This is a genomic window from Actinomyces sp. Z16 (assembly GCF_003111765.1).
GTDB classification, from domain to species: domain Bacteria; phylum Actinomycetota; class Actinomycetes; order Actinomycetales; family Actinomycetaceae; genus Actinomyces; species Actinomyces glycerinitolerans.
The window spans coordinates 1780356-1803045 of record NZ_CP027862.1; the positions used below are offsets into that span (position 1 = coordinate 1780356).

Sequence of the window (22690 nt, forward strand, 5' to 3'; positions counted from 1 at the left end):
GGCCGGGTGTCTGTGCCACCGAGTAGGTTCGGCATAGGACGGGACGGCATTTCAGTTCCTTTCGGAGCGTGAGACTACTTCACGGCGCCTGCGGTCAAGCCGGCGACGAAACTGCGTTGCAGCAGGAGGAAGGCGATCACTACCGGGACAGACACGGCCAACGAGGCCGCCATGATCTGGTTCCAGTAGACGGCTGTCTGTGTGGAGTACAGCCGCAGTCCGACGGCGAGTGTGCGATTGGCGTCCGTGGTCATCACCGAGGCGAAGAGCACCTCTCCCCACGAGGTCATGAAAGAATAAATCGCCACCGCCACCACTCCGGGGCGTGCGGCCGGAAGCACCACGCGGAACAGAGCGGTGAGCGGGCCACACCCGTCCACCTTGGCGGCATCATCGAGTTCGCGGGGAATTCCGTTGAAGTAGCCGGAGAGCATCCAAATGGAGAAGGGCAGCGAGAACGTCAGGTAAGTCAGAATGAGACCGCCGCGCGTACCGACGAGCTGCACTCCGATCGACGTGTTGATGTTGGAGAAGATCATGAACAGTGGCAACAGGAAGAGGACGCCCGGGAACATCTGCGTCGACAGGATCGCGGTCGTGAACGCTCCACGTCCGTGGAAACGGTAGCGCGACACGGCGTATGAGGCGAAGATGGCGATGATCAGGCTGAAGATGGTGGCAGCCGTGGAGACGATGATTGAATTCACGAAGTAGCGTCCCAGGGGGACCGTCTTCCACATGTCCAGGAATGGTGAGATCGTCGGGTGGGTTGGCCACCAGGTGAAGTCGCCCTGGACGTCTTGCAGCGGCTTGAGTGAGGAGCTGATCATAACGTACAGGGGCAGTGCGACGAACGCGGCGAGCACAACGATGACAACGACGCGTAGGACCTTGAAACCTTTACTCTCACGCATTTTCTGACCTCCGATTGAGGTAGATGATGTACACGCCCGACAGTGCCAGCAGTATCAGCAGTAGTAGGGTCGACATTGCGGAGCCGGAGCCGAAGTTCCAGGTGAGGAACGAGGCGTTGTATATGTGGAAGGAGATCAGGTCTCCCGCGGGCGGGTTTGCGCTTCCGTAAAGGACATAAGGGGTGTTGAAGTCGTTGAAGGTCCACAGGAACATGTTCAGCAACAGGACGAGGTTGACCGGACGCAGCATCGGTAGCGTGATTGACCACCACTGCCGCAGCGGTCGGGCGCCATCAAGCGCCGCCGCCTCGTAGACGTCCTCGGGTATCGACTGCAGCCCCGCCATCAGCATCAGGAACGCGAAGGGCCACCACCGCCATATGGCGACGATCACGATTGCGAAGAATGCATTGCCTCCGATCAACCAAAAGGCACCCTCGTCGAGTATCCCGAGGCTCTGCAAAATGTGATTGATTGCCCCGTTGTCCTTCTGGAACATGAACTTCCAGGCGATGATACCGGCATACATGGGCAGGGCATATGGCACCAGGAAGAGCGTGCGCACCACCGCGCGGCCGCGGAATGGACGCTGCAGCACCACCGCCGCCAGCATGCCCAGCCCCCAGGAGACGGCGACGACGAGAATCGTGAAGGCGCAGGTGATCAGGAGAGAGTTGCGGAACCCGGTGCCGACCGTGCTAGACATGTCAAGCACCTTGCGGTAGTTATCCAGTCCGGCGTCGGGTGCTGCCGTCCAGTTCGCAATGAAGAACTTGGTCAGTTGTTTGAAGCTCATCCAGATGCCCGTAAGCATCGGGATAATGTGTACGAGCAACTCAAAGATGACTGCAGGCAGGATGATCAGGTAGGGAAGCCACCATCCCTGGCGCCGTCGTCCAACAGCGGGGTTTCGGCGACGGTGAGTGGCTGGAGCGTGCGCGGTCATGAGGATCAGCCGATGGCAGCGGAGACGGTGTCCTGGGCGCTTTGGAGCGCCTGGCGTACGTCGTCTGCGGTCAATACGGTGCCGGTTGCGACGGACGCGAACATGTCATTCATGGCCTGCCCGACGGAGGACTCGAACTGGTCCTCGGCCGGAACCAGCGGAAGCGGCTTGGCGCGGTTCTCGTATACCTCCACGAATGTGGCCGCTTCATCCGCGTCGTCGGTGAATGTCGGGTCCTCATCCTTGAGCACCGGCAGCGTCTTGAACTGTTCGCCAAGCGTCGCCTGCTGCTCGGCGTCCGTAAGGTACTTGACTAATTGAAGCGCACCGTCCCGATTACTGGTGTTGGCGAATACTGCAATGTTGATGCCGGCAACATGGCTGGCGGTGTCGTCCGGCGCGTCCGCGGGGGCCGGGTAGGGCACCACCCCAAACTGTTCGCTGGTCATTCCGTTGGCGACGATTGTGGTATCCGCGTTGTTCTGGTTGATGATCATGGCCGCCTTGCCGTTGGCGAAGTCGGCTACCGAGTCGGCCCCGTTGTCGTACTGGGCGTTTGAGGTGTTGACCACCTTGTCGGTCTGCATGAGATCGAGGTACCTGAGGATGCCGTTGACCACGCCGTCGCCGGTGAAGGTCGGGTTGCCATCAGAGTCGAAAAGCTCCTCTCCCTCCTGGGCCGCGTTGATGAAGGCGTAGTGGGCGTTCTCGGTGTAGCTTCCGGCGGCAATCGCCATGCCGTAGACGCCGTTGTCTGGGTCAGTCAGCTGTTTCGCCGCATCGACCATCTCCTCCCATGTGGTTGGGGGCTCCAGGCCGGCATCGGTGAACATTTGACGGTTGTAGTAAAGGCCGTAGGCGAGCCCGTACAACGGCAGCGACGTGGGCGTGGTTCCCTCGGCGCCGCAGGTGGCCAGAGCTGTGTCCACGAACTTGTCGGCGCCGCCAACGGCCTCCATGGCGGCATCATCGAATTCAAGGAAGGCACCGGTGGCCTGTAGTGACACGGCCCAGGTGTTTCCGATGTTAACGACGTCCGGCGCGTCGCCGGAGGTGACCGCGGTCTGGATGCGCGTCTGGAGGTCATTCCAGCCGATCACCTCCATCTCGACCTGAATACCCGTCTCGGCCGTGAACGCCTCGAGCAACGGGGTTAACGTTTCCTTGTCGTCGTCGACGCTCGCCCCCTGGTTCGACGCCCAGTAGGTGATCGCCCCGCTCCCCTGCTCCCCGGAATCATCCGACCGTCCGCACGCGGCGGTCGCCGAAACCGCTGCCAGGGCGGCGGTCAGCCCGGAGACGCCGATGAAGCCACGTCGAGTAAGTGACAGTGCCATGGGTTTCCTCCTTGAAACCTCGCGCTGTGTGCCCCTCGCACAACCGAAGCGCTTCGGTAACAGAATAGAACCAGGCCAAGGGTGCGTCAAGAGTCAGCACGCCGGGGGCTTTAGTGGACGCCAAGCGGCGCCGAGGACCTCCGCACCACAAGCGCACTCGGATCGGCGATCTCGATCCGGACCGGTGCTTCGGCGTTGCGAAGCAACTCCAACAGCATTTGCGCGGCTTTGGTCCCGCATCGCTCGGGATGGCGGTCCAGGGCACTGATCGGAGGTTCGGTGATCTCGCAAAGCACGGAGTTGTCCCAGGCGACGACGAGACAGTCTTCGGGGACCCTGATGTCGTGCTGAACCAGTCTGCGGCAGGCCGCGACCGCGATCAGGTCGTTGGCCGCGACGATGGCGTCCGGACGCTCCGTGCTTCGTGCAGCGACAAGATCGGCGGCGCGTTCCCCGTGCGACAATTCATAGGACCCGCAGATCGAGTCGTAGCTCAAACCGTGGGCGGCGCACTCGGCGGCCACGGCCTCACACCGCCGTACCTCGTGACGGTGCCGCATTGGCCCCGCCGCATGCAGTATTCGGCGGGCTCCCCGTAGTGCCAGATGCTCCACGATGGTGGCGGAGTCGAAGGCATCGTCAGTGAGAATGCCGGGCAACTCGGGGTGCGTGGGCGGCGTGGTCCCGTGCAGCACGGCCGGCAGTCCGAGCGACTGTGCAAGGCCCGCCCGCGGATCGTCAATATTCTCATCGATCAGAATGATCCCGTCCACGCGGCGTTCCGCGGCCCAACGGCGGTAGATCGCCAGCGCGTCGTCGAGACCGGATTCCGTTAGCTTGACGATCAGCTCAACCTCCGTGCCTTCGAGCGCCGCGGCGATACCTGCCAAGAAGCGCAGATAATAGGGCTCGGTTCCGATAACCGCGTAATCGTCTCTCACAACGATGCCGATGCTGCCGGTGCGCGCGCGGGAGAGAGCTCGAGCGGAGGAGTTTGCGCGATACCCCACTCGCGTGGCGTATTCGATGACGCGCCTTCTCGTGGCCTCGCTGACACCCTTGTGGCCATTGAGGGCGTATGACACCGAGGAGATCGACAAGTTGAGGGCGCGAGCCAGATCCGAGATTGTCGGTGCGGCGTTCATATGGCGCTCTCCCCTGATCGATTCACATTTGCCGTACGACCAGGGTCGTCTATACCGTTCACATGCCGCCTCAGCCACGCGGCAGTGTCGCAGGGTTGATCATAGCGATGATTGAGGGGTCATCTTCCGTAGCGGCGATGGACGGCCTGCTTGCTGATGCCCAGCGCGGCGCCGATGGCCGTCCAGCTGTAGCCGGAATTGCGCGCCCGGCGCACGGCGACTTCTTCGGCGGCGTCGAGTTGTCTGCGCTCGCGCACGATGCGTCCGAGCTCCTTCAGTGGCGCGTCGTCGTCGGCGCCAACCAGTGTCTTCATAGCGTCAATCTTAGTTGACTTCCTGGTGGCGCGGCAAGCTCGTGCCGGGACGAAGTGGCGTTCACCCTATGACGAGGGTCATAGTATGTGAATGGATGGGTAATGCATCCAAGATGGGTGGCGAGTGGTGTCTGTTGGTCCTGTCGGACCTGAACTACCCGGCACGGCTTCCCGGGCTGTATCTGCCGATGCGTGCGCTGCTGCTTTCGTGCGCGACACTTACCCGCCCTACCTTCTACGCCTCCTTCTCGGATCTGCCCGGGGCTTTCGCCGCAGCCGCCGTGGCCCGGCTCGAGGACGTGTTCGCGGCGGCCCCGCCGACAGGCGCCGCACGGCGGGCCGACGCCGAGGAACTGGCGGCGACTTTCCGGCAACTCCTCACGCGCATGCAACCCCACGCCGAGTTCTTCCTGCGCGTACTCAACGGTCCCGGTGGTCCCGCCGTCGAGACGGCCATCATCGAGTTCCTCGCTGAGAGGCTGCGTACCTCCTCGCCCGCTGCCTCGGCGCTTGCCGCTGGGCCGCTACCCCTGCGGGTCAGCAGTGAGGCAATTGCCGCCGGCGTCACCTGGACCATGCGGCGCTGGCTGGCCGAGATGCACGGCGCTGACAGTGCGATTGATATCGCAGCGGACTCCCAAATGCTGCGAGACCTGGTGCTGCACATGACTGCGCCGGGACTTGGCATCCCCACCAGCCCCGAATACCCCGGAGGCACTGTTAGGAAGGATCGTCCGTGACCACCGCCCACACCCACCCCGCAACCCGGCGGGGCAGCCGAAGCCGTCGCCGGGAACGCCTATGCCTGGATGAAGCCGTAGTGCTGCTCACCGGCGCCACTGGAGGACTCGGCACCGACCTGGCACGCGAGCTTCACCGCCACGGCGCCCGCATCGCGCTCGTGGGCCGCTCACAGGAGCGACTCGCAGCACTCGCCGCGGAGCTCGGCGGCCCGGATCGCGCCTTGGCCCTGCAAGGGAACGTGGCGGAGCTGGCACAGCTCGAAGGGGTCGCGGCGCGGACGGCGGACCACTTCGGACGCATCGATGTGGTCATCGCCGGCGCCGGAACCGACACCGCCGACACCCTCGAAGACGTAGATCCGCGGGCCTTCGAACGCGACATAGATACGAACCTGACCGCCGTATGGCGCACCTTCCGAGCGACCCTGCCGTATGTGCGCCGGACCCGTGGGCACCTGGTGGCCGTCTCCTCCTTGGCGGCATTCGTCCACTCCCCCATGCAGTCCTCCTACGCCGCCTCGAAGGCCGGCGTCGTCGCCCTGTGCGACAGCCTGCGCCTGGAACTGGCAGGAAGCGGCGTCACCGTCGGCAGTGTGCACCCGACCTTCTTCGACACCCCAATGCAAGCCACGCTGCGGGAGAACGCCGCGTTGACCGCCGCCTGGGGCGGATACCGCGGCGTGTTCACCCCCGTCGATCGCGGCCAAGTGGTGAAGGAGATCGTACGCAGTATCAATCGGCGCGCCCGTACCACCGTCGTGCCCCGCCGCTACAGCTTCGCCGCCCTGGCCCCCGGACCGCTCCAACGCCTACTGGAAACAGGGCCACTACGCCCCCACGTGAAAGGAAACCCGCATGCCTGATATCTCCGCCGCCACCGCTAAGCTGACGGTGCTGCACACCGGCACCGTCATCATCGATGAGGCTCTTCCCTACCACCGGGACTCCGATCGTCCGCTGGCCTGGACGCACCTCGGCCGGAGCCGCCGTCACCTGATTGAGGCGCCCGTGTCCTGCTACCTGCTGGAGGGGCCCCACGGACTCATTCTCATAGACACCGGCTGGAACGCCCGCAACCGGACACGAGCCGGACAGATCGCCAACCTGCGAACTCAGTACCCCGTGAACAAGGCGGTGCTGCCAGTCGGAGCGGCCGTCCACGAGCAACTCGAAGAGCGCGGCATTCGGCCACGTGACGTCGACCTGGTGCTGCTCAGCCACCTGCACTGCGACCACGCCGACGGCCTGTCGCATGTCAAGGAGGCTCCCCGCATTCTGGTCTCCTCCCCCGAGTGGGAGGCGGGCAATACCGACCGCCTGCGCTATCTGCGCCACGAGTGGGACGGTGTGGACGTAGGCACCTTCAGCTGGAACACACAGGTGGGCCCCTTCGGCGCCGGATTCGATGTCTTCGGGGACGGCAGCCTGGTGATGGTGGCGGTGCCGGGGCACGCCCGCGGACTGTGTGCCACCATCGTGCGCACCGGCGCGGTCGCGGAGACCGACCGGGATCGGTGGGTCGACGGCCTCGATGCACCGGGCGTCCCCGATCCGCGCCACTTCCTGCTGCTGACCTCCGACGCCGGCTACGGCCGCCCCTCCTTTGAGGAGGGACTACGGCCCGGTGTCGTCGTCGACGCGGCACAGGCCAAGCGCTCACTGGACTGGGTGCGCGCGGCCGGCGACGATCCGCGCTGCCTGGGCCTACTGGCCAACCACGACCCCGAGGTGCTCCCGGGAACACGAGCGCTGGACTAGGGGCACTGCCGGCCGGCCGGCCGGCTCACTGGTGGTCCGCTCCTCGACGGCGGTGCCGCCCAGGCAGGCTCCGGCCGCCTAGTCGCCCAGGGCGGTGCCGACCGCGCGGGCGGCCTTGATCCACTCGTGGTCGCGCGGCACGTACTTGACCTTGCCGGCCACGTCCTTCAGGGGCACCAGTGCGGTGTCGTGCCCGCGGTCGGCGACCATGACGCCGTACTTGCCGTCCGCGATGGCGTTGGCCCCGGCCACGCCCAGACGGGTTCCCAACAGCCGGTCGGCCGCATTCGGGGTGCCGCCGCGCTGTACGTAGCCCAGGATGGTCACCCGTGCCTCCAGGCCGGTGGCGGCCTCGAGCTGCTCGGCCAGAGTGAAGGTGTTGGCGCGGTGGGAGGCCTCCAGCGCCTTGACGCCCTTCTTCGCCATGGCCTTCAGCTCCGGGCTGGAGGCGTCCTTGACCAGGGCCTGGGCGTGAGCGAGTTCCTCGGCGTCCTTGACGCTGCGGGCGCCCTCCGCGACGGCCACGACCGAGAAGCTCGATCCCTGCTTGCGGCGCCGCTGGATCTTCTCCGCGATCGCCTCCACCGAGTACGGAACCTCGGGCAGCAGGATTACGTCCGCGCCCCCGGCCACGCCCGCCCCGAGGGCCAGCCACCCGGCCCGGTGGCCCATGATCTCGGTGAGGATGATGCGGTGGTGGGAGTGCGCTGTGGAGTGCAGCCGGTCCACCGCCTCGGTGGCGATCTCCAAGGCGGTGGAGAAGCCGAAGGAGGTGTCGGTGCGCACGATGTCGTTGTCGATGGTCTTGGGCAGGTGCAGCACATTAATGCCGGCGTCCATCAGTCGACGGGCGTTCTTGGCGGTTCCACCCCCGCCCAGACACACCAGGGCGTCCAGCTTGTCCTTCTCGACGTTCTCCACGATGGTGGGAATCATGTCGCGGACCTCGCCGTCCACCATCATGCGGTGCACCTTGTCCCGGCTCGTGCCGAGCATGGTGCCACCGGTGGTCAGGATGCCGGACAGGGCCGCGCCGTCCAGCTCGGTGTATCGGTTCTCCGCCAGGCCGCGCATGCCATCGCGGAAACCGATCAGCTTCCAGCCATGCTCGCCGATTGCCGCCTTGCCGAAGCCGCGGATCGCGGCGTTGAGTCCCGGGGCGTCGCCACCGGCGGTCAGGATTCCGATACGCTTGGTTGCCATGGCGCCAAGTATGCCGCAGTACGCCGGGCGGTAGTCGCGTTCCGGCGCTGGGCATTCGCTCGGGTGGGTGCGGCGGCGCGGGAATGCGCCGTGGCCCGGGTGCGTTATCCTCTCGGCAGTTAAGCAACAGCGGGAAGGAAGGCCACCAGCATGGCGGATCGCGCACTGCGAGGCATGACGATCGGCGCGAAGTCGATGGAGTCCGAGGAGGGCGTCGAGTTCGCCGCCAGGCAGAACATCACCTACGAGTGCCCCCTGGGCCACGTCACCACCGTGCCTATGTCCGTGGAGGCGGAGGTGCCCCCCACCTGGGAGTGCCCCGAATGTGGCCAGGCCGCCGCCCTGCGCGGCGAGGATGAGCCCGAGTCGGAGGAGCCGAAGAAGGCGCCGCGCACGCACTGGGACATGCTGCTGGAGCGCCGCGACATTGAGGACCTGAAGGTCCTGCTGGACGAGCGCCTGGAGATGCTGCGCTCCGGGGAGATCTACCGCGAACGCTTCTGAGCCGCGCGCCGTACGCGGTCGGCGGCGCCGCGCACGGCGGTCGCCGCCGAGCCGGCCGCGTCCGCCAGTTGCGCCCCGCGCCGGGCCAGCCCCCACTTGGTGACCAGGGCCAGCTCTTCGGAGAAGATCCCGCCGGACAGCTTGGACCGGCCCGCCTCCCGCTCCCGGAAGGTGATGGGCATCTCCACGATGCGTCCACCGGCGTCGGCCACCAGCTTGGTCATGTTGACCTGGAAGCCGTAACCGAGCGCCTCCACCTCACCCAGATTCAACCGACGCAGCAGGCTCGCCCGGTACACCCGGAAGCCCGCGGTCGCATCCCTGACCCCGAGCCCCAGCATGGCGTTGATGTACAGGTTGCCGCCGCGGGACAGGGCCACGCGCTTCGCATCCCAATCCGCGGTGGCACCGCCGGACACCCAGCGGGACCCGATCACCAGGTCGGGCGCATCGGCCATCTCCGCGCGCTGAATCAGCAGCGCCAGGTCCTCCGGCCGGTGGGAGCCGTCGGCGTCCATCTCGCATACCAGCTCATATCCGGAGGCCAGTGCCCAGGAGAAGCCCGCCAGATAGGCTGGACCCAGCCCGCTCTTCTGATTGCGGTGCAGCACGTGAATGTGGTCGTCGGCCTGGGCGCGGGCGTCGGCGAGACGGCCGGTGCCGTCGGGCGAGTTGTCGTCCACCACCAGGATGTGGGCCTTCGGCGCGGCCTGCCGTACGCCGTCGAGCGCCCCTGCAAGGGTCTCGATCTCGTTGTAGGTGGGTATGACGACCAGAGCCTTCACGGTCCTTCTCCTGTCCCTTGTGCGGGCTGCGGCACGGTCACGCTCACCGCCGCCGACGGCGCAGTCGTGACACACCGGAAACCATACCGGCCGCGGCCAGCAGTGCGGCACCCAGCTGCGCGGCGAGCCCGGGTGCGGCCCCGAGCCGGTCGGCCACGGTGATGGAGGTGCGCAGCGGTACATCGGCCACGAGCGAGGCCTGCGTGTAGGCCTGGGTGCGCTGCTCGACGACGCCGCGGGGGTTGATGATGGCGGTCACTCCGACGGTGGAGACCTGCACCAGGGCGCGTCCGTGCATGACCGCTTGGATCCGCCCCTGCGCCAGCTGCTGTTCGGCCTCCGAGGAGTGCAGGAAGCTGGCGTTGTTGGTGGGGATGACGATCACCTCGCCGCCCTGCTCGACCCCGGCGCGCAGCGTGTCCTCATAGGCGACCTCGAAGCAGATGCCCATGGCCAGCGTGACGTCGCGGTCCTGAGCAGCGGCGTGAATGGTGAGCGTCTGTGGGCCCGTGCCGGGGGCCAGGTCGGTGCCGATACGGTCCACCTGGCGGGTGATGTGGCGCAGCTGCTCGCGCAGGGGAATGTACTCCGCGAAGGGCACCGGCCGGTGCTTGCGGTAGTACTCCCCCGCGCCGACGCCTGGCGTCCACACCACCATGTCGTTGTAGCGCACGCCGTCTGCGTAGGACATCGCCCCCACAAGCACGGGCGCCCCCACCGCCTGGGCGGCCGCCTCCACCAGCGTCGCCGACGCGGGGACGTCGCGCGGGTCCAGGTCGGCGGCGTTCTCCGGCCAGATCACCACGTCGAGGGTGCCCCGGCCGACGGTCTCGGCCAGTGTCAGGGTCGCCTCGGCGTGGTTGCCGGTCACCTCCAGCGCCCGGTTGAAGGCGTCCTCGAACTCCTCGGCCACATTGCCCTGCACCGCGCCGACGCGCAGGGTTCCGTCCTGGGCGCTGCCCTCCATCGGCAGCGCCACCGGCGCAACCACCACGGCGCCGGCGAGGGCCGTGGCCACCAGCGCGTTGAAGGCACGACGGCGGCGCAGCGCATGGGCGGCCTCGGCCACGCCGGCCCCCACCAATGCAACCAGCGCGCTCAGCCCGACGATGCCCCCGTAGGCGGCGAAGGGCAGCATGGGGGCGTCGGCCATGGCGAAGGCGAGCCGGCCGAAGGGGAAGCCGCCCCAAGGCCAGGACGAGCGCAGCTCCTCCACCCCGCACCAGATCACGGTGAAGGCCAACACGCGCGCCAGTAGGGCCGTGGCGGTGGGACGCTCCAGGTGGCCGATGCGAGAGGCCAACGCCCACGCGGCGCCGAAGGCCGCCAGGTAGAGCGACTCCACCGCCGTCAGCGCCACCCAGCCGACCGGGTTGCCCATGGCCACCGCCGTGAAGTGCAGCATCGGGGTGAACAGGGCGACGCCGAACACCAGCCCGAGGCCCGCCCCCGCCCAGGGGCCACGATCGCGCAGCGCCGAGGCCAAGAGGGCGAGCCCGAGCGGGGCCGCCCACCAGGCCCCGATGGGCGGGAAGGCGGCCCATACGGCCAGGCCGGCGCAGGTACAGGCCGGCAGTGTCAGCAGGTGGCGTGCACGGGACCTCATACGGACGACCAACTCACCACTCCTCGGTTGACATCGAGACAGGCCTCGGCGGCGGTCAGGGCCAGCCGGTTCAGGTGGGCCAGGTCTGAGCGGCCGGCGGAGTCAGCCGACCGGGGCGGCTCCCCCGCGCTGAGCGTGGCCAGCTGCCCGAGCACATCCAGCAGCTGCTTGCACCAGCGCACGAAATCCCCGGCGGTCAGGTCCGAGTCGGCCAGGATGGTGGTCAGATCGGCGCCGTCGGCCCAGTCCCGCACCGACCCGGCCACGGCGGGCTCGGCGCCGGCGGAGGGCTCCACCCGCTCCAGGGCCTCCAGGTTGCTGATGCGCCGGGACACGGAGAGCTCTTGGCGCAGCACCTCCCCCAGGCGGGAGCCGGGCGCGGTCGGCAGGCCGAGTGAGGACACCGCCATCCGCGGCTCGTACACGCAGGCCGACACCGCCCCCGCCAACTCCGCCGGGTTCAGGCCGTCCCACAGCCCCTGGCGCAGGCACTCGGCCACCAGCAGGTCCCGCTCGGCGTATACGCGCGCAAGCATCCTGCCGGCCGCCGTGACCCGCAGCTCGCCCTCGGGCCGATCCGCCTCGACCGGGACCAGGTAACCGAGCTCCAGCAGCACCCGGCACACGGCGTCGAACTGGCGGGCGATCGTGCCGGTGCGCCGATCCACCCGGGACTGCAACCGGTCCAGGTCTTCGCGCGCACGCACCCAGCGGCGGCCGATACGGGCGTGCTCCTCGCGGTGCGGGCAGGCGTGGCAGGGGTGGGCGCGCAGCTGGTGGCGCAGTTGCTCGAGGCGGGAGGCGGCGTCGGCGTCGTGGCGGTGGCCGCGGCGGGAGCCGCGCGCGGTGGAGGCATCCAGAGCGCCGGCGCGCAGCGCCTCTATCAGGCGCTCGGCCAGGCGCTCCCGCTGGTGCGGGCGGCGGGCGTCGAGGTCCTCCGGCACCGGCAGTGAGCCGACCCGGTTGACGCCGTCCGGGGTGCTCTCGGGGGTGAGGGTGTGCACCCGCTTGTCCTCGCCGACCACCGTCAGGTAAGGCTCCCCCGAACTCGCCGCATGCTGGGCGACGACGACGCCGTGCCGGTGACGCCTGCCGGTGCGGTACAGGACCACGTCGCCGCGCGCCAGTGCCCCCATGGACCGGCTCGCCTCGCGGCGGCGCTCGGCCCGGTTGGTGCGGGACTGGTCGGCCTCGGCGTCGGCGATGCGACGGCGCAGGAGGGCGTATTCGCCGAAGTCGCCCAGGTGGCAGGCCATCTGCTGCTCCAGCGTGTCCTGGTTCCGGCGCTTGCGACGGACCTCGGCGGCCAGCTCCACCACGCCCCGGTCGGCCTGGAACTGGGCGAAGGAGGACTCCAGCACCTCCCGGGCCCGTTCGCGCGGCAGGCGCCCCAGCAGGTTGACGGCCATGTTGTAGGTGGGGCGGAAGGCGGACACCAGTGGGTAGGTGCGGCGGGAGGCGAGGGAGGAGACGAAGGCGGGCTCGGCCTCGTCGGTGGCCAGGACGACGGCGTGCCCCTCGACGTCGATGCCGCGCCGGCCCGCGCGGCCGGTCAACTGCGTGTACTCCCCCGGCGTCAGGGTCACGTGCGCCGAGCCGTTCCACTTGCGCAGCGACTCCAGCACCACGGTGCGTGCGGGCATATTGATGCCCAGCGCCAGGGTCTCGGTGGCGTAGACGACCTTGACCAGGTTGGCGGCGAAAAGCTCCTCGACGGTCTCCTTGAACACCGGCAGCAGGCCGGCGTGGTGCGCGGCCACGCCCCGGGTCAGTGCGTGCGCCCAGGCGTGAAAGCCGAGCACCCCCAGGTCGGCGGTGGGGATCTCCGCGGTGCGCCGGTCGATGATCTCCCGGATTCGGCGGGCCTCCTGTGGGGTGGTCAGGTCCACGCCGTGGGAGATGGCCTCCCGCACCGCGTTCTCACAGCCGGCACGGGAGAAGACGAACACGATCGCCGGCAGCAGGTCGGCGCGTTGCAGGGCACCGATGACCGTGCGGCGTGAGGGCGGGCGCAGGTGGGCGGTGCGGGCCCCGCCCTCGCCGCGGCGCGGTGGGCGGCCGCCACCGGCATTGCGCGACCACCGGCCCCCACGTCCGGAGACCGCCCTGCGCCCGCCACCGCGCCCATAGCCGCCCCGATGGTCCTCCCCGGCGGCGGCGCGGCGCGCATCCCTCACCGCCCGCAGCAGGTCGGGATTCAATGGCGGTTGGGCGGACGAGCGGGCCTCTCCCGCGGCGGATTGATCGGTGGCTGCGGACTGCGCCGGTGCCGAGTACAGGGGCAGCAGCCGTCGGCCCACCAGCATGTGCTGAGTCAGCGGCACCGGGCGGTGCTCGGAGACCACGACGGCGGTGCGGCCGCGCACCTGCCCGAGCCAGTCCCCGAACTCCTCGGCGTTGGAGACCGTGGCGGACAGTGACACCACCTGCACTTCTGGGGCCAGGTGAATGATCACCTCCTCCCACACCGGGCCGCGGAAGCGGTCGGCCAGGTAGTGGACCTCGTCCATGACCACGTAGCCGAGCCGATCCAGGTCGCGGGCCCCGGAGTAGAGCATGTTGCGCAGTACCTCGGTGGTCATGACGATCACGTCAGCGTGGGGGTTGATGGAGGTGTCCCCGGTGAGCAGGCCCACCCGGTCGGCGCCGTGGCGGGCGACCAGGTCCAGGTACTTCTGGTTCGACAGGGCCTTGATCGGGGTCGTGTAGAAGGCCTTGAGCCCCTTGGACAGTGCCAGGTGGACGGCGAACTCACCCACCACGGTCTTGCCGGCGCCGGTGGGCGCCGCCACCAGCACGCCCTCTCCGGCCTCTAGGGCCCGGCAGGCGTCATTCTGAAAGTCATCGAAGGGGAAGTCGTAGGTCGCAGCAAAGCGGGCGAGCTCGGTGCGTGACTCCGCTTGGCGACGGCGTGCAGCGGCGTAGCGTTCGGCGGGCGAGCTCATGGGGTAACCCTATGCGTAGCCCGCCACCGCTTCGCACGGCCAGCAGGTGCTTGCTTACGACGAAACGGCGGCGGGCGGGTGTGGTTCTCAGGCGGTGGGGACGGAGGAGTTCTCGGCCAGGGCCGCGTCCAGAGCGGCATCCTCCTCGGCGCGGCGCTTCGCCACGTTCTTGTCATGCCGGATGGAGATGAAGCAGGCCAGGAAGTACAGGCCGGTGATGGGGATCGCCATGAAGATCATCGACCACGGGTCCGGCAGCGGGTTCGCGAAGGCCATGAAGGTGAAGATGCCGACCACCGCCCAGCGCCACCCCTTGAGCATGGTGCGCCCCTTCATCACGCCCAGCCGGTTCAGGGCGACCAGGATCTCCGGCAGCAGGAAGGCGGCGCCGAAGGCCAGCACCAGCCGCAGCACGAAAGACAGGTAAGTCGACGCATCCATGATGCCGGTGGAAGACGCCGTCTTCGGGATGAAGCCGGTCAGGATCACCGTCGCGCGCGGCATGATCCACATGCCCAGCGCGCAGCCGGCGGCGAACAGCAGCAGTCCGACAACGCCGAAGATCCAGGTGTAGGCCTTCTCCTTACGAGTCATGCCCGGGCCCACGTAGGCGAAGAACTCGTAGATCCACAGCGGGGAGGACAGCAGCACGCCGATCCAGATCGACACCCGCAGTCGCATGTCGAATGAGGACAGCATGGTGGAGAAGTTGATATTGAGCTTGGCGCCGCGGGCGTTGGCGACCTCGACCGGGTGAGTGATGAACTGGAACGCGGCGTCGTACAGGAAATAGCCGACGACCGCCATCACGGTGATGCCGATTGCGGAGATGAACAGGCGGTTGCGCAACTCGCGCAGGTGGTCCCCGATCGACATGATCGCCTCGGGGTTCTCCTTGCGCTTGCGGCCGGGCAGCTTAGGCATATGCGGCACGTTCTACTCCTCCCGGATGCTGGTGACCGTACGCACGCGGGACCGGGCGGGCCCGGTCCCAGCGGCGAGGTGAGGTGGACGCGCGGCCCGCGGCGCAGTCACGGCCCCGCGGGCCGGGGCGTCACTGCTGGACGGTGCCGTCCGTGTACGGCTGCGGCTGCTGCGGGGCGGCCGGCTGCTGGGGCGCCGCCTGCGGAGCGGTCTGACCCGCCTGGGTCGGCTGGGTGTAGTAGGTGCCCTGCTGCGGCTGCTGCGGAATCTGGGCCGGGGGCTGCTGCGCGACGGGGGTCTCCTCGTCTTCGCGGAGCTCCTTGACCTCCTTCTTGAACACCTTCATCGACTTGCCGATGCTGCCGGCGATCTCCGGCAGCCGGTTGGCGCCAAAGATGAGCAGGACGACGACAAGCAGGACGACGATGTGCGTGGGCTTGATCACGACGCAACTCCTTTCATGGGGCTCGCGACTGTAGATGAGCCCGCAGATACGCTCACGAGTCTAGCGTTTCGCCGTCGTCGGGCGCGCATCCGTTCGCCGGTGTTCCACCACAGGCGTATACGGCGGCCGCACTGTCCAGGGCGCGCTGGGCGGCCGTGGCCGCCTCGTCCGCGAGGTCGGCGGGAGCGACCGACCGGAGGTGACGGCCGGCGGACAGCACCAGGCCCACCAGCCAGGCCCGGTCCCGCCCCCGTATCCGCACGTGCAGTGTGCCATCCCGGTCGGTATGCAACACCTCACAGGGGATCTGCTCGACCAGCCAGCGGCCGGTCGGCTTGAGCACGAGCGTCGCCTCCACTGCGGCTGTGCGCGGGGCGCGGTGCGGAGCCCGGTGGCTGACGGCCGGCACGTCCAGGACCTGCGCCTGCAAAATACGGTCGATTCTGAAGGATCGCTCGGCACGGGCGGTCAGGCACCAGGCGCGCAGCGTCAGGTGAGTGCCGTCGCTGACCAGTTCGAGGGGGTCGACGTCGCGTTCGGTGCGGGTGTCGGTGGCGGAGACGTAGACCAGGTGCAGGCGCCGTCGCCCGGCGAGTGCCCGGCGCACGGCCGGCAGCACGCCCGCCGGTGCGGCCTGCGGCCCGGGAACCGCCGGTGACGCCGGGGCGTCCGCGCTACTCGAGGCGCCCAGGGCCCGGTGCAGGGCGCGGCGCGTCTGGTCGAGGACGGCCGCGGCGTCGGGATCGTCGGCCAGCACCTGCGCCAGCACGCCCAATGAGAGCAGCAGCGCGACCGCTTCGCGGTGGGACAGGCGCACGGGCCGGTCCAGGCCCAGCGGTTCGGTCAGGCTGAGCCGGCCGGCCTCGAGGGCTTCGGCGGAGAAGTCCACCAGTTCGTCGGGCAGGCCCCCGGGCAGGCCGGAGACCCACAGGGTGTCCACATCCCGGCGGATGGTCTGCGCGGTGACGCCGAAGTGCGCGGCCGCCTGCTCCAGGGTGGCGCCGTCGTGCTCGGACACCCAGGCGGGCAGGGCGAGCAGCCGCACCAGCCGGTCGGTGGAACTGGGGCGGGCCATGTCAGTGCCCCTCCTGGGCCGGTGGGGGCCCGCCGAGGGCGGCCACCGCCCGCAGGTGCGCGGCGACGTCGTCTCGCAGCTCGGGCGGGGACAGGACCACGACCGCGTCGGCCAGGGCGGCAAGCGTCCCGGCGAAGGAGAACCGGTCCGTGTAGGTCACATGGATCTCGTCCCAGCCGGCCGGTCGGCGCGCCGGCGCGGTTGCGTGCGCGCGGGCGCGCAGTTGCAGGGCGCGGCCGGGAGCGACGACGAGCACCGCCTCAACCCCGGCGGGGGCGGGCGCGGCCGGGGCCGGGAAGGCCTCGGCCGCGGAGATCACCGACACCGGCCCGACGATGCGAGCCAGCCGGAAGGTGCGCTGCTGGCCGGAGGACTGGTCCCGGCCGTCCAGATACCAGGCGCCCTCGCTCATGCGCAGCCGGTGCGGCTCCACGATGCGAGCCCCCACTCTCCCGGAACTGGCGGAGGCGTAGTCGAAGCTCACGCGGCGCCGCTCCTGGACGGCGCCGGCCAGCTCGGCGGGCACCTGTCCACCGGAGATGTCACTGCCCAGGTCAATGCTCAGATCCGGAAGCGGCGCGGGGTCGGAGTCCGCGGCGACCGCCCGCATCTTGGTCAGTGCGTGCCGGGCCGCGGGGGTGAGTGCCCCACTGCGCCAGGCGGAGGCGGCCAGCTCGACAGCGGCGGCCTGCGCGGCCGTCAGCGTCAGGTCGGGCAGCGTGTAGTCGGCGTCCGTGATGCGGTAGCGGGCGTCCTCGCCCTGGCCGATGGTGGTGATCTGGATGCCCAAGTCCCGCAGCACGCCCTTGTCGCGCTCGAACATGCGCTCGGCGGAGGCGCCGCCGTCGGCGTCATAGCCGGCGACCGTGCGGGTGATCTGTGTGCGCGTCAGGCCCACGGCGGTGTTGCGCAGTGCCAGCAGCAGGTTGACCTGCCGTTCCTCGGCGGGGATGGCGGCCGGAGCGGGGCGGGATGCGGGTTGGGGCACGGCGCCAGCGTAGGCGCTGCGGCGGTGCCGGTGCGGGTGAGACACCCGGGTGGCTTAGGGTGAGGACATGATGTGGCGTGACGCGAACGTGCTCGGCGTGCGGCGGATTTGGGGACGTCCCGGCAGGCGCTGCGCGGAGGTCGAGGCCCGGATCGTGTCGGCCCCGCCGGGCGCCGTCGTGCTCGGCGACGGCGAGCCGTGCCGGGCCGTCGCCTACGAGTCCGTGACCGGCCTGCCCGAGCCCGGCGAGTGGGTGCGGCTGGAGGTGTCCGCACTGGCCCGCGGCCTGGGCACCGGCGGGCACGCGATGGTGACCGCGCGGCCGAGCGTGTTGCCGGCCGATCCGGCGCCGGACGGCCACCTGGTCAAGGCCCGCTACATGCCCGACCAGGTGATGGTCACCGGCGTCGATGAGCAGGACACTCCCGCCCATGCGCTGCTGTCCGCCCCGATCGAGGACCTCACCCTCGCGGGCACGCCCGTGGTGATCGCCGATCTGCACTCCGCCCTGCCGGCGGTCCTGGCGGGCCTGCGCGCCCCGCTGGAGCCGGACCGCGACGCGGCGGCCACGCCGTCGCGGCGGCGCGAGCTGCGCGTCGTCTACGTCATGACCGACGGCGGCGCCCTGCCGCTGCCATACTCGCGTACGGTCGCCGCCCTGCAGGAGGCGGGGCTGCTGGCCGGCACCGTCAGCGTCGGGCAGGCCTGGGGCGGGAATTTGGAGGCCGTCAGCATCCACAACGGCCTGTTGGCGGCCCGGCTGGTGCTGGGCGCGGACGTGATCGTGGTCGCCCAGGGCCCCGGCAACCTGGGCACCGACACCCCCTGGGGCTTCTCCGGCGTGGCCTGCGGCGACGCCGTCAACGCCGTCGCCGCCCTGGACGGCCACCCGGTCGCCTGTCTGCGCGTGTCCGAGTCGGACGGCCGCGCCCGCCACCGCGGTATCTCCCACCACTCCCTGACCGCCTACGGGCGCGTCGCCCTGGCCGCGGCCGACGTCGTCGTTCCTCGCCTGGAGGGCGCCTTCGGGCGGCAGGTGGCCGAGCAGGCCGCCGCCCTGTGCGCCCCGCGCCGGCAGGGAGCCACGCACCGGCTGGTGGAGGTGCCGGTGACCGGGCTGTTCGGGGCGCTGGCCGCCGTGGAGCGGGAGGCCGGCGTGCGCCTGAACACCATGGGCCGCGGCCTGTCCGAGGACGCCGCCGGCTTCCTGACCGCGGCCGCGGCCGGCCGCCACGCCGCCCGGCTGGCCCAGGCCCTGCCCGCGGCCCGGGCGGGCGCGGCGACCACACCGGGGGCTGCACTACGCTGAGCCCATGAAGACTTTCGAGGACCTTTTCGCCGAGCTCAAGGACAAGGCCGCCACCCGCCCCGCCGGGTCCGGCACGGTTGAGGAGCTCGACCGCGGTGTGCACTTCATCGGCAAGAAGCTGGTTGAGGAGGCCGCCGAGTCCTGGATGGCCTGCGAGCACGAGTCCGACGAGGCCGCCTGTGAGGAGCTCAGCCAGCTGCTGTACCACACCCAGGTGATGATGCTCGCCAAGGGGTACACGCTCGAGGACATCTACCGCTACCTGTGACCGGCCCGCCGGGCCCCGCATCGACCCACCAACCACTCACCACATCAAGGACCACCGTGCTGCGCATCGCCGTGCCCAACAAGGGCTCCCTGTCCGAGCCCGCCACCACCATGCTCGCCGAGGCGGGCTACCGCACCCGCCGCTCCGGGCGGGAACTCGTCCTGGTCGACGACGCCAACCAGGTCGAGCTGTTCTTCCTGCGTCCGCGCGACATCGCCGTCTACGTCGGCCAAGGCACCGTGCACGCCGGCGTCACCGGCCGCGACCTGCTGCTGGACTCGGGCGTGGAGGCGATCGAGCACCTGCCACTCGGCTTCGCCCGCTCCACCTTCCGCTTCGCTGCGCCCGCCGGCACCATGAGTACGCTCGCCGACATCGAGGGCAAGCGGGTGGCCACCTCCTACGACGTGCTCGTGCGCAACTTCCTGGCCGAACAGGGAATCAATGCTCAGACCGTGCACCTGGACGGCGCCGTGGAGTCCTCCGTGCAGCTGGGGGTGGCGGACCTGATCGCCGACGTCGTCGAGACCGGGTCCACGCTGCGTGCCGCCGGCCTGGAGACCTTCGGCGAACCGATCCTTGCCAGTGAGGCGGTGCTGATCACCACCGAGCAGTACCGCGACGAGCCCGGCCTGGCCACGCTCGTGCGCCGTCTGGAGGGGGTGCTGCGGGCCCGCTCCTACGTGCTCGTGGACTACGACATCCCCATGAACCGGCTGCACCTGGCCAGCGAGATCACCCCCGGCATCGAGTCCCCCACCGTCTCCCCGCTGCAGAACCCCGACTGGGTGGCGGTGCGGGCGATGGTCCCCCGCAAGGACGCCAACCGCGTCATGGACGAGCTCTACGCCATCGGCGCGCGCGCCATCCTGGTGTCCTCCCTGGTGGCCTGCCGACTGTAACTATGTTCAGACGGTGAGCAGCGGGTCGCAGACGTCGTCGGAGGTCACGGTGGTCTCACCGAGCAGGCCGCGGCCGGCCAGGAAGTCGATGGTCTCCCCCACCTGCTCCGGCACCAGCGCGCCCACCACGGTGTTCTCGCTGGGCCGCACCAGCTCACCCGTGGCCACGGCCACCTCGCGTGCATTGTCGGCCTGTGCGGAGTCGACCAGGTCGGGCACGTACTCCTTGGTGGCCTCCACGGCCGCATCGGGGTCATCCACGAACTTGGTCATCCCGACGGCGGAGGCGGTCACCACCTCCTCCAGCTCGGCGCGGCGGTCGGCCAGCACCTGCGGGGTGGTGATCAGGGAGGCACCCAGCAGCGGCACCTCCTCGCCGATCGCGATGATGCGCACGGGCATGCCGTTCTGGGCGATCTGGACGGCGTCGTTGTTGGAGAAGCCGGCGATCGCGTCCACCTTGCCGCTGGAAAGGGCGGCCTGCTGGGTGTAGCCGATCTCCTGCACGTCGACGTCGTCCTCGCTCAGCCCGGCCGAGGACAGCGCCACCAGCACCGAGTACCAGGTCTCTCCCGTCTTGCCGGGGGTGCCGATCGTCTTGCCGGCCAGGTCCGCGAGCTGGGTGATGTCGGACTCCTCGGGGACGATGATGCAGCCCGGGTAGCGCTGGTAGTAGCCGCCGATGATCACCAACTCATTGCCGTTGGACGCGGCCACGATGGCCTCGTCGCCGCCCGCCACCACCACCTGCTCGGTCCCGGCCAGCAGCGCGTCGAACTGCCCCTCCTGCTCCCCGTGGTGGCGCAGGGAGACGCCCGCCGCATACTCGCCGTCGGCCAGGGCCAGGTAGAAGGGGGCGAACTGCACGTTCGGGGTGTAGGTCATGCCGATCACCAGCCCGGAGGCGTCGGCAGAGGCGGAGGCCGTCGCGGTCCGGGCGCCGGTGCCCGAGGCGCAGGCTGCCAGCAGCCCGGCGGTGCCCGCTCCCATGGCGGTCAGCAGCGTGCGGCGGGTCAAGCGGGGGGCGAGGGCGGTCATGGGGGTTCCTTTCGGTGCCGTGCGGCGGTGAGGGGAAGCGGGCGGGTAGAAGTGGGGAAAGTGGGAATCGGTTGGGAGTCGCGTCCGCACCGCGGCGGGGCGGGCACTCAGGTGGCGCGGCGCCCCCGCATGGAGGCGACGACGCGGCTGCGGCGCTCCAGTTCATGCAGCACCCAGTGGATGGTGGTGGCGATGACGCACAGCACCACGATGGTGGAGAACAGCCCGGTGGTGTCCACGGTCTGCCGCTGGGAGGCGAGCACCATGCCCAGGCCCTCTCCGCCCATGGTCATCTCTCCGATCACGGCGCCGGTGACGGACAGGGTGAATCCCGTGCGCAGGCCGGACAGAATGGAGGGCAGTGCCATGGGCAGCTCCAGGTAGATCAGCATGGACAGCCCGTGGGCGCCGTCGAGCCGGGCGGCGTCGATGACGTCGGCGTCCAGGCCCCGCAGGCCCAGCAGGACGGTGACGGTGATGGGGAAGAAGACCATGAGCACGCACAGCACCACGGTCGGCACCGTCCCATAGCCGATCCACACCACCAGCAGCGGCGCGATGGCGATGGCCGGGACCGCCTGGGAGGCGGCCACGTACGGCAGGACGGCGCGGGAGAAGCGACGGGAGTGGTACAGGGTCCAGGCCAGGGGCAGCGACAGGGCGGCGGCGGCCAGGCAGCCCAGCAGCGCCTCGCGCAGTGTCACCCAGGTGTATCCGGCCAGGCCGCCTTGGGTGAAGGCGAGCACCAGGCGGCGGGCGACGTCGCCGGGGCTGGGCAGAAAGACCGGCGGGATCAGCCCGGCGCGGGTGATCGCCCACCAGGCCAGCAGCAGCACGGCCCCGAGGGCTGCCGGTGGGTTCAGCAACGGTCGCAGCAGACGGGACGATCCGGTACGTGGGCGCCGCGGCGCGCGGGCAGCCTCACGGTCGGCCACGCCGAGGGCGGTGCTGGCGACGGTGGCGCTGGTCATGCGCGGTGTCCTCTCCGGCTCCCCCGGAGCACCCGCCCCGGGGCACTCCGGGGTGACGGGCGGTACGCGCGTAGCACCGCACGGCGCGGGGCCGCTGCCTACGGCCGGGATGCGCCCGCATGGGAACGCACCACGATCCGCCGACGCCGGACGCGCGCCACGTGTCTCCTCCCATCCGGACTTTCACCGTCGGTGCCGGAATTCCACCGGCTCAGCCGACCGCACCCACCCTGCGGGTGGACACAACCGGGTCGCGGACTGTCACCGCCGGTTCGGACTTTCACCGACCCCGGAGCACGTTTCATGCACCACCGACATTAGTGGCTGGTCGCAGCAGTGGCAACCCTGTTCGCCCGAAACGGGCGGGAGTGTGATACGTCTCAGTGGCGGCGTATGCCGGCGGTGACACGGTCCATGAGGGCCAGCACATCGGGACCACGCCAGGCACGCCGACCGCGGGCCACCTGATAGCTGACCACGATTCCCGCCTGCTCCAGGCGTGCCAGCGAACGTCTGGCGCTCTGCGGAGAAACCTTCAGTTCCTGGGCGGTGGTGGCGACGTCAAGGACG

The 22690-nt window shown here is 69.5% G+C and carries 22 protein-coding genes and 1 riboswitch; of the genes, 7 read left to right on the forward strand and 15 right to left on the reverse strand.

Features of this window, described 5'->3' with window-relative positions:
- Positions 1-74: 74 nt before the first annotated feature.
- From C3B71_RS07375 to C3B71_RS07395, 5 genes are all read right to left on the reverse strand, one after another.
- A complete protein-coding gene (locus C3B71_RS07375) occupies positions 75-914 on the reverse strand; it encodes a carbohydrate ABC transporter permease (protein WP_108967087.1) in 840 nt (279 codons plus the stop codon).
- Entirely contained in the window at positions 907-1860 is a 954-nt protein-coding gene (locus tag C3B71_RS07380) for a carbohydrate ABC transporter permease (RefSeq protein ID WP_108967089.1), read from the reverse strand. Before C3B71_RS07380 ends, C3B71_RS07375 begins: the two co-directional genes overlap by 8 nt.
- 5 nt (positions 1861-1865) lie before the next feature.
- Positions 1866-3197, reverse strand: coding sequence for an ABC transporter substrate-binding protein (locus C3B71_RS07385; protein WP_108967091.1), 1332 nt, complete (start codon positions 3195-3197; stop codon positions 1866-1868).
- A 110-nt stretch (positions 3198-3307) separates the two neighbouring features.
- Positions 3308-4342, reverse strand: a complete 1035-nt coding sequence (locus C3B71_RS07390) for a LacI family DNA-binding transcriptional regulator (protein WP_108967093.1) — start codon at positions 4340-4342, stop codon at positions 3308-3310.
- A gap of 119 nt (positions 4343-4461) precedes the next feature.
- Positions 4462-4656, reverse strand: a complete 195-nt coding sequence (locus C3B71_RS07395; protein ID WP_181574836.1) for a hypothetical protein — start codon at positions 4654-4656, stop codon at positions 4462-4464.
- A 95-nt stretch (positions 4657-4751) separates the two neighbouring features.
- Here C3B71_RS07395 and C3B71_RS07400 point away from each other — a divergent pair, with 95 nt between their 5' ends.
- Genes C3B71_RS07400 through C3B71_RS07410 form a run of 3 tightly spaced genes read left to right on the forward strand, consistent with a single transcriptional unit; the run spans position 4752 to position 7157 of the window.
- Positions 4752-5396 (forward strand): hypothetical protein, encoded by a 645-nt coding sequence (locus C3B71_RS07400; protein ID WP_146752361.1) that lies wholly within the window; start codon positions 4752-4754, stop codon positions 5394-5396.
- Positions 5393-6262, forward strand: coding sequence for an SDR family NAD(P)-dependent oxidoreductase (locus C3B71_RS07405; protein ID WP_108967098.1), 870 nt, complete (start codon positions 5393-5395; stop codon positions 6260-6262). Before C3B71_RS07400 ends, C3B71_RS07405 begins: the two co-directional genes overlap by 4 nt.
- Positions 6255-7157 (forward strand): N-acyl homoserine lactonase family protein, encoded by a 903-nt coding sequence (locus C3B71_RS07410; RefSeq protein ID WP_108967100.1) that lies wholly within the window; start codon positions 6255-6257, stop codon positions 7155-7157. Before C3B71_RS07405 ends, C3B71_RS07410 begins: the two co-directional genes overlap by 8 nt.
- Positions 7158-7235: 78 nt before the next feature.
- Here the strand turns inward: C3B71_RS07410 and C3B71_RS07415 are convergent, their stop codons facing one another.
- A complete protein-coding gene (locus C3B71_RS07415; protein ID WP_108967102.1) occupies positions 7236-8360 on the reverse strand; it encodes a 6-phosphofructokinase in 1125 nt (374 codons plus the stop codon).
- A gap of 150 nt (positions 8361-8510) precedes the next feature.
- Between C3B71_RS07415 and C3B71_RS07420 the strand changes: the two genes are divergently transcribed.
- The gene (locus C3B71_RS07420; protein ID WP_086614511.1) at positions 8511-8864 is read left to right on the forward strand and encodes an RNA polymerase-binding protein RbpA; all 354 of its coding nucleotides are present in this window, start codon (positions 8511-8513) and stop codon (positions 8862-8864) included.
- On the opposite strand, the gene C3B71_RS07425 is transcribed toward C3B71_RS07420, so the two are convergent.
- The 7 genes from C3B71_RS07425 to C3B71_RS07455 form a co-directional block, all read right to left on the reverse strand.
- Positions 8846-9649, reverse strand: coding sequence for a polyprenol monophosphomannose synthase (locus C3B71_RS07425; RefSeq protein WP_108967104.1), 804 nt, complete (start codon positions 9647-9649; stop codon positions 8846-8848). The two genes, C3B71_RS07420 and C3B71_RS07425, sit on opposite strands and share 19 nt — an antisense overlap.
- Positions 9650-9692: 43 nt before the next feature.
- Positions 9693-11255: an apolipoprotein N-acyltransferase gene (gene lnt / locus C3B71_RS07430; RefSeq protein ID WP_108967106.1), complete on the reverse strand. Its 1563-nt coding sequence runs from the start codon at positions 11253-11255 to the stop codon at positions 9693-9695.
- The gene (locus C3B71_RS07435; RefSeq protein ID WP_108967108.1) at positions 11252-14200 is read right to left on the reverse strand and encodes a DEAD/DEAH box helicase; all 2949 of its coding nucleotides are present in this window, start codon (positions 14198-14200) and stop codon (positions 11252-11254) included. The genes lnt and C3B71_RS07435 overlap by 4 nt, the downstream gene beginning before the upstream one ends.
- An 87-nt stretch (positions 14201-14287) precedes the next feature.
- Positions 14288-15124: a twin-arginine translocase subunit TatC gene (tatC, locus tag C3B71_RS07440; RefSeq protein WP_396027133.1), complete on the reverse strand. Its 837-nt coding sequence runs from the start codon at positions 15122-15124 to the stop codon at positions 14288-14290.
- A gap of 130 nt (positions 15125-15254) precedes the next feature.
- A complete protein-coding gene (gene tatA, locus C3B71_RS07445) occupies positions 15255-15569 on the reverse strand; it encodes a Sec-independent protein translocase subunit TatA (RefSeq protein ID WP_073332233.1) in 315 nt (104 codons plus the stop codon).
- Positions 15570-15621: 52 nt separating this feature from the next.
- Entirely contained in the window at positions 15622-16644 is a 1023-nt protein-coding gene (locus tag C3B71_RS07450; protein WP_108967110.1) for a helix-turn-helix transcriptional regulator, read from the reverse strand.
- Between the two features lies 1 nt (position 16645).
- Positions 16646-17632 carry a helix-turn-helix transcriptional regulator gene (locus C3B71_RS07455; RefSeq protein ID WP_108967112.1) on the reverse strand — a complete coding sequence of 329 codons (987 nt, stop codon included), beginning with the start codon at positions 17630-17632 and terminating at the stop codon, positions 16646-16648.
- Positions 17633-17699: 67 nt separating this feature from the next.
- Here C3B71_RS07455 and C3B71_RS07460 point away from each other — a divergent pair, with 67 nt between their 5' ends.
- From C3B71_RS07460 to hisG, 3 genes are read left to right on the forward strand one after another with little or no spacing between them, the layout of a single operon-like run.
- Positions 17700-18941 carry a DUF3866 family protein gene (locus C3B71_RS07460; protein WP_108967114.1) on the forward strand — a complete coding sequence of 414 codons (1242 nt, stop codon included), beginning with the start codon at positions 17700-17702 and terminating at the stop codon, positions 18939-18941.
- Between the two features lie 4 nt (positions 18942-18945).
- Positions 18946-19209, forward strand: a complete 264-nt coding sequence (locus tag C3B71_RS07465) for a phosphoribosyl-ATP diphosphatase (protein WP_073332223.1) — start codon at positions 18946-18948, stop codon at positions 19207-19209.
- 56 nt (positions 19210-19265) lie between these two features.
- Positions 19266-20111: an ATP phosphoribosyltransferase gene (gene hisG / locus C3B71_RS07470; RefSeq protein ID WP_073332221.1), complete on the forward strand. Its 846-nt coding sequence runs from the start codon at positions 19266-19268 to the stop codon at positions 20109-20111.
- A gap of 6 nt (positions 20112-20117) precedes the next feature.
- On the opposite strand, the gene C3B71_RS07475 is transcribed toward hisG, so the two are convergent.
- A complete protein-coding gene (locus tag C3B71_RS07475; protein ID WP_108967116.1) occupies positions 20118-21149 on the reverse strand; it encodes an ABC transporter substrate-binding protein in 1032 nt (343 codons plus the stop codon).
- Between the two features lie 107 nt (positions 21150-21256).
- Positions 21257-22120, reverse strand: coding sequence for an ABC transporter permease (locus tag C3B71_RS07480; protein WP_083565889.1), 864 nt, complete (start codon positions 22118-22120; stop codon positions 21257-21259).
- A 158-nt stretch (positions 22121-22278) separates the two neighbouring features.
- Positions 22279-22421: riboswitch (FMN riboswitch) on the reverse strand.
- Positions 22422-22690: the final 269 nt, after the last annotated feature.

Excerpts from the sequence above, each read along its gene's own strand:
- C3B71_RS07375 (WP_108967087.1), bottom strand. The coding sequence starts at position 914 with ATGCGTGAGAGTAAAGGTTTCAAGGTCCTACGCGTCGTTGTCATCGTT.
- C3B71_RS07380 (WP_108967089.1), bottom strand. The coding sequence starts at position 1,860 with ATGACCGCGCACGCTCCAGCCACTCACCGTCGCCGAAACCCCGCTGTT.
- C3B71_RS07385 (WP_108967091.1), bottom strand. The coding sequence starts at position 3,197 with ATGGCACTGTCACTTACTCGACGTGGCTTCATCGGCGTCTCCGGGCTG.
- C3B71_RS07390 (WP_108967093.1), bottom strand. The coding sequence starts at position 4,342 with ATGAACGCCGCACCGACAATCTCGGATCTGGCTCGCGCCCTCAACTTG.
- C3B71_RS07395 (WP_181574836.1), bottom strand. The coding sequence starts at position 4,656 with ATGAAGACACTGGTTGGCGCCGACGACGACGCGCCACTGAAGGAGCTC.
- C3B71_RS07400 (WP_146752361.1), top strand. The coding sequence starts at position 4,752 with ATGGGTAATGCATCCAAGATGGGTGGCGAGTGGTGTCTGTTGGTCCTG.
- C3B71_RS07410 (WP_108967100.1), top strand. The coding sequence starts at position 6,255 with ATGCCTGATATCTCCGCCGCCACCGCTAAGCTGACGGTGCTGCACACC.
- C3B71_RS07415 (WP_108967102.1), bottom strand. The coding sequence starts at position 8,360 with ATGGCAACCAAGCGTATCGGAATCCTGACCGCCGGTGGCGACGCCCCG.
- C3B71_RS07420 (WP_086614511.1), top strand. The coding sequence starts at position 8,511 with ATGGCGGATCGCGCACTGCGAGGCATGACGATCGGCGCGAAGTCGATG.
- lnt (WP_108967106.1), bottom strand. The coding sequence starts at position 11,255 with ATGAGGTCCCGTGCACGCCACCTGCTGACACTGCCGGCCTGTACCTGC.
- C3B71_RS07435 (WP_108967108.1), bottom strand. The coding sequence starts at position 14,200 with ATGAGCTCGCCCGCCGAACGCTACGCCGCTGCACGCCGTCGCCAAGCG.
- tatC (WP_396027133.1), bottom strand. The coding sequence starts at position 15,124 with ATGCCTAAGCTGCCCGGCCGCAAGCGCAAGGAGAACCCCGAGGCGATC.
- C3B71_RS07450 (WP_108967110.1), bottom strand. The coding sequence starts at position 16,644 with ATGGCCCGCCCCAGTTCCACCGACCGGCTGGTGCGGCTGCTCGCCCTG.
- C3B71_RS07460 (WP_108967114.1), top strand. The coding sequence starts at position 17,700 with ATGATGTGGCGTGACGCGAACGTGCTCGGCGTGCGGCGGATTTGGGGA.
- C3B71_RS07465 (WP_073332223.1), top strand. The coding sequence starts at position 18,946 with ATGAAGACTTTCGAGGACCTTTTCGCCGAGCTCAAGGACAAGGCCGCC.
- C3B71_RS07475 (WP_108967116.1), bottom strand. The coding sequence starts at position 21,149 with ATGACCGCCCTCGCCCCCCGCTTGACCCGCCGCACGCTGCTGACCGCC.
- C3B71_RS07480 (WP_083565889.1), bottom strand. The coding sequence starts at position 22,120 with ATGACCAGCGCCACCGTCGCCAGCACCGCCCTCGGCGTGGCCGACCGT.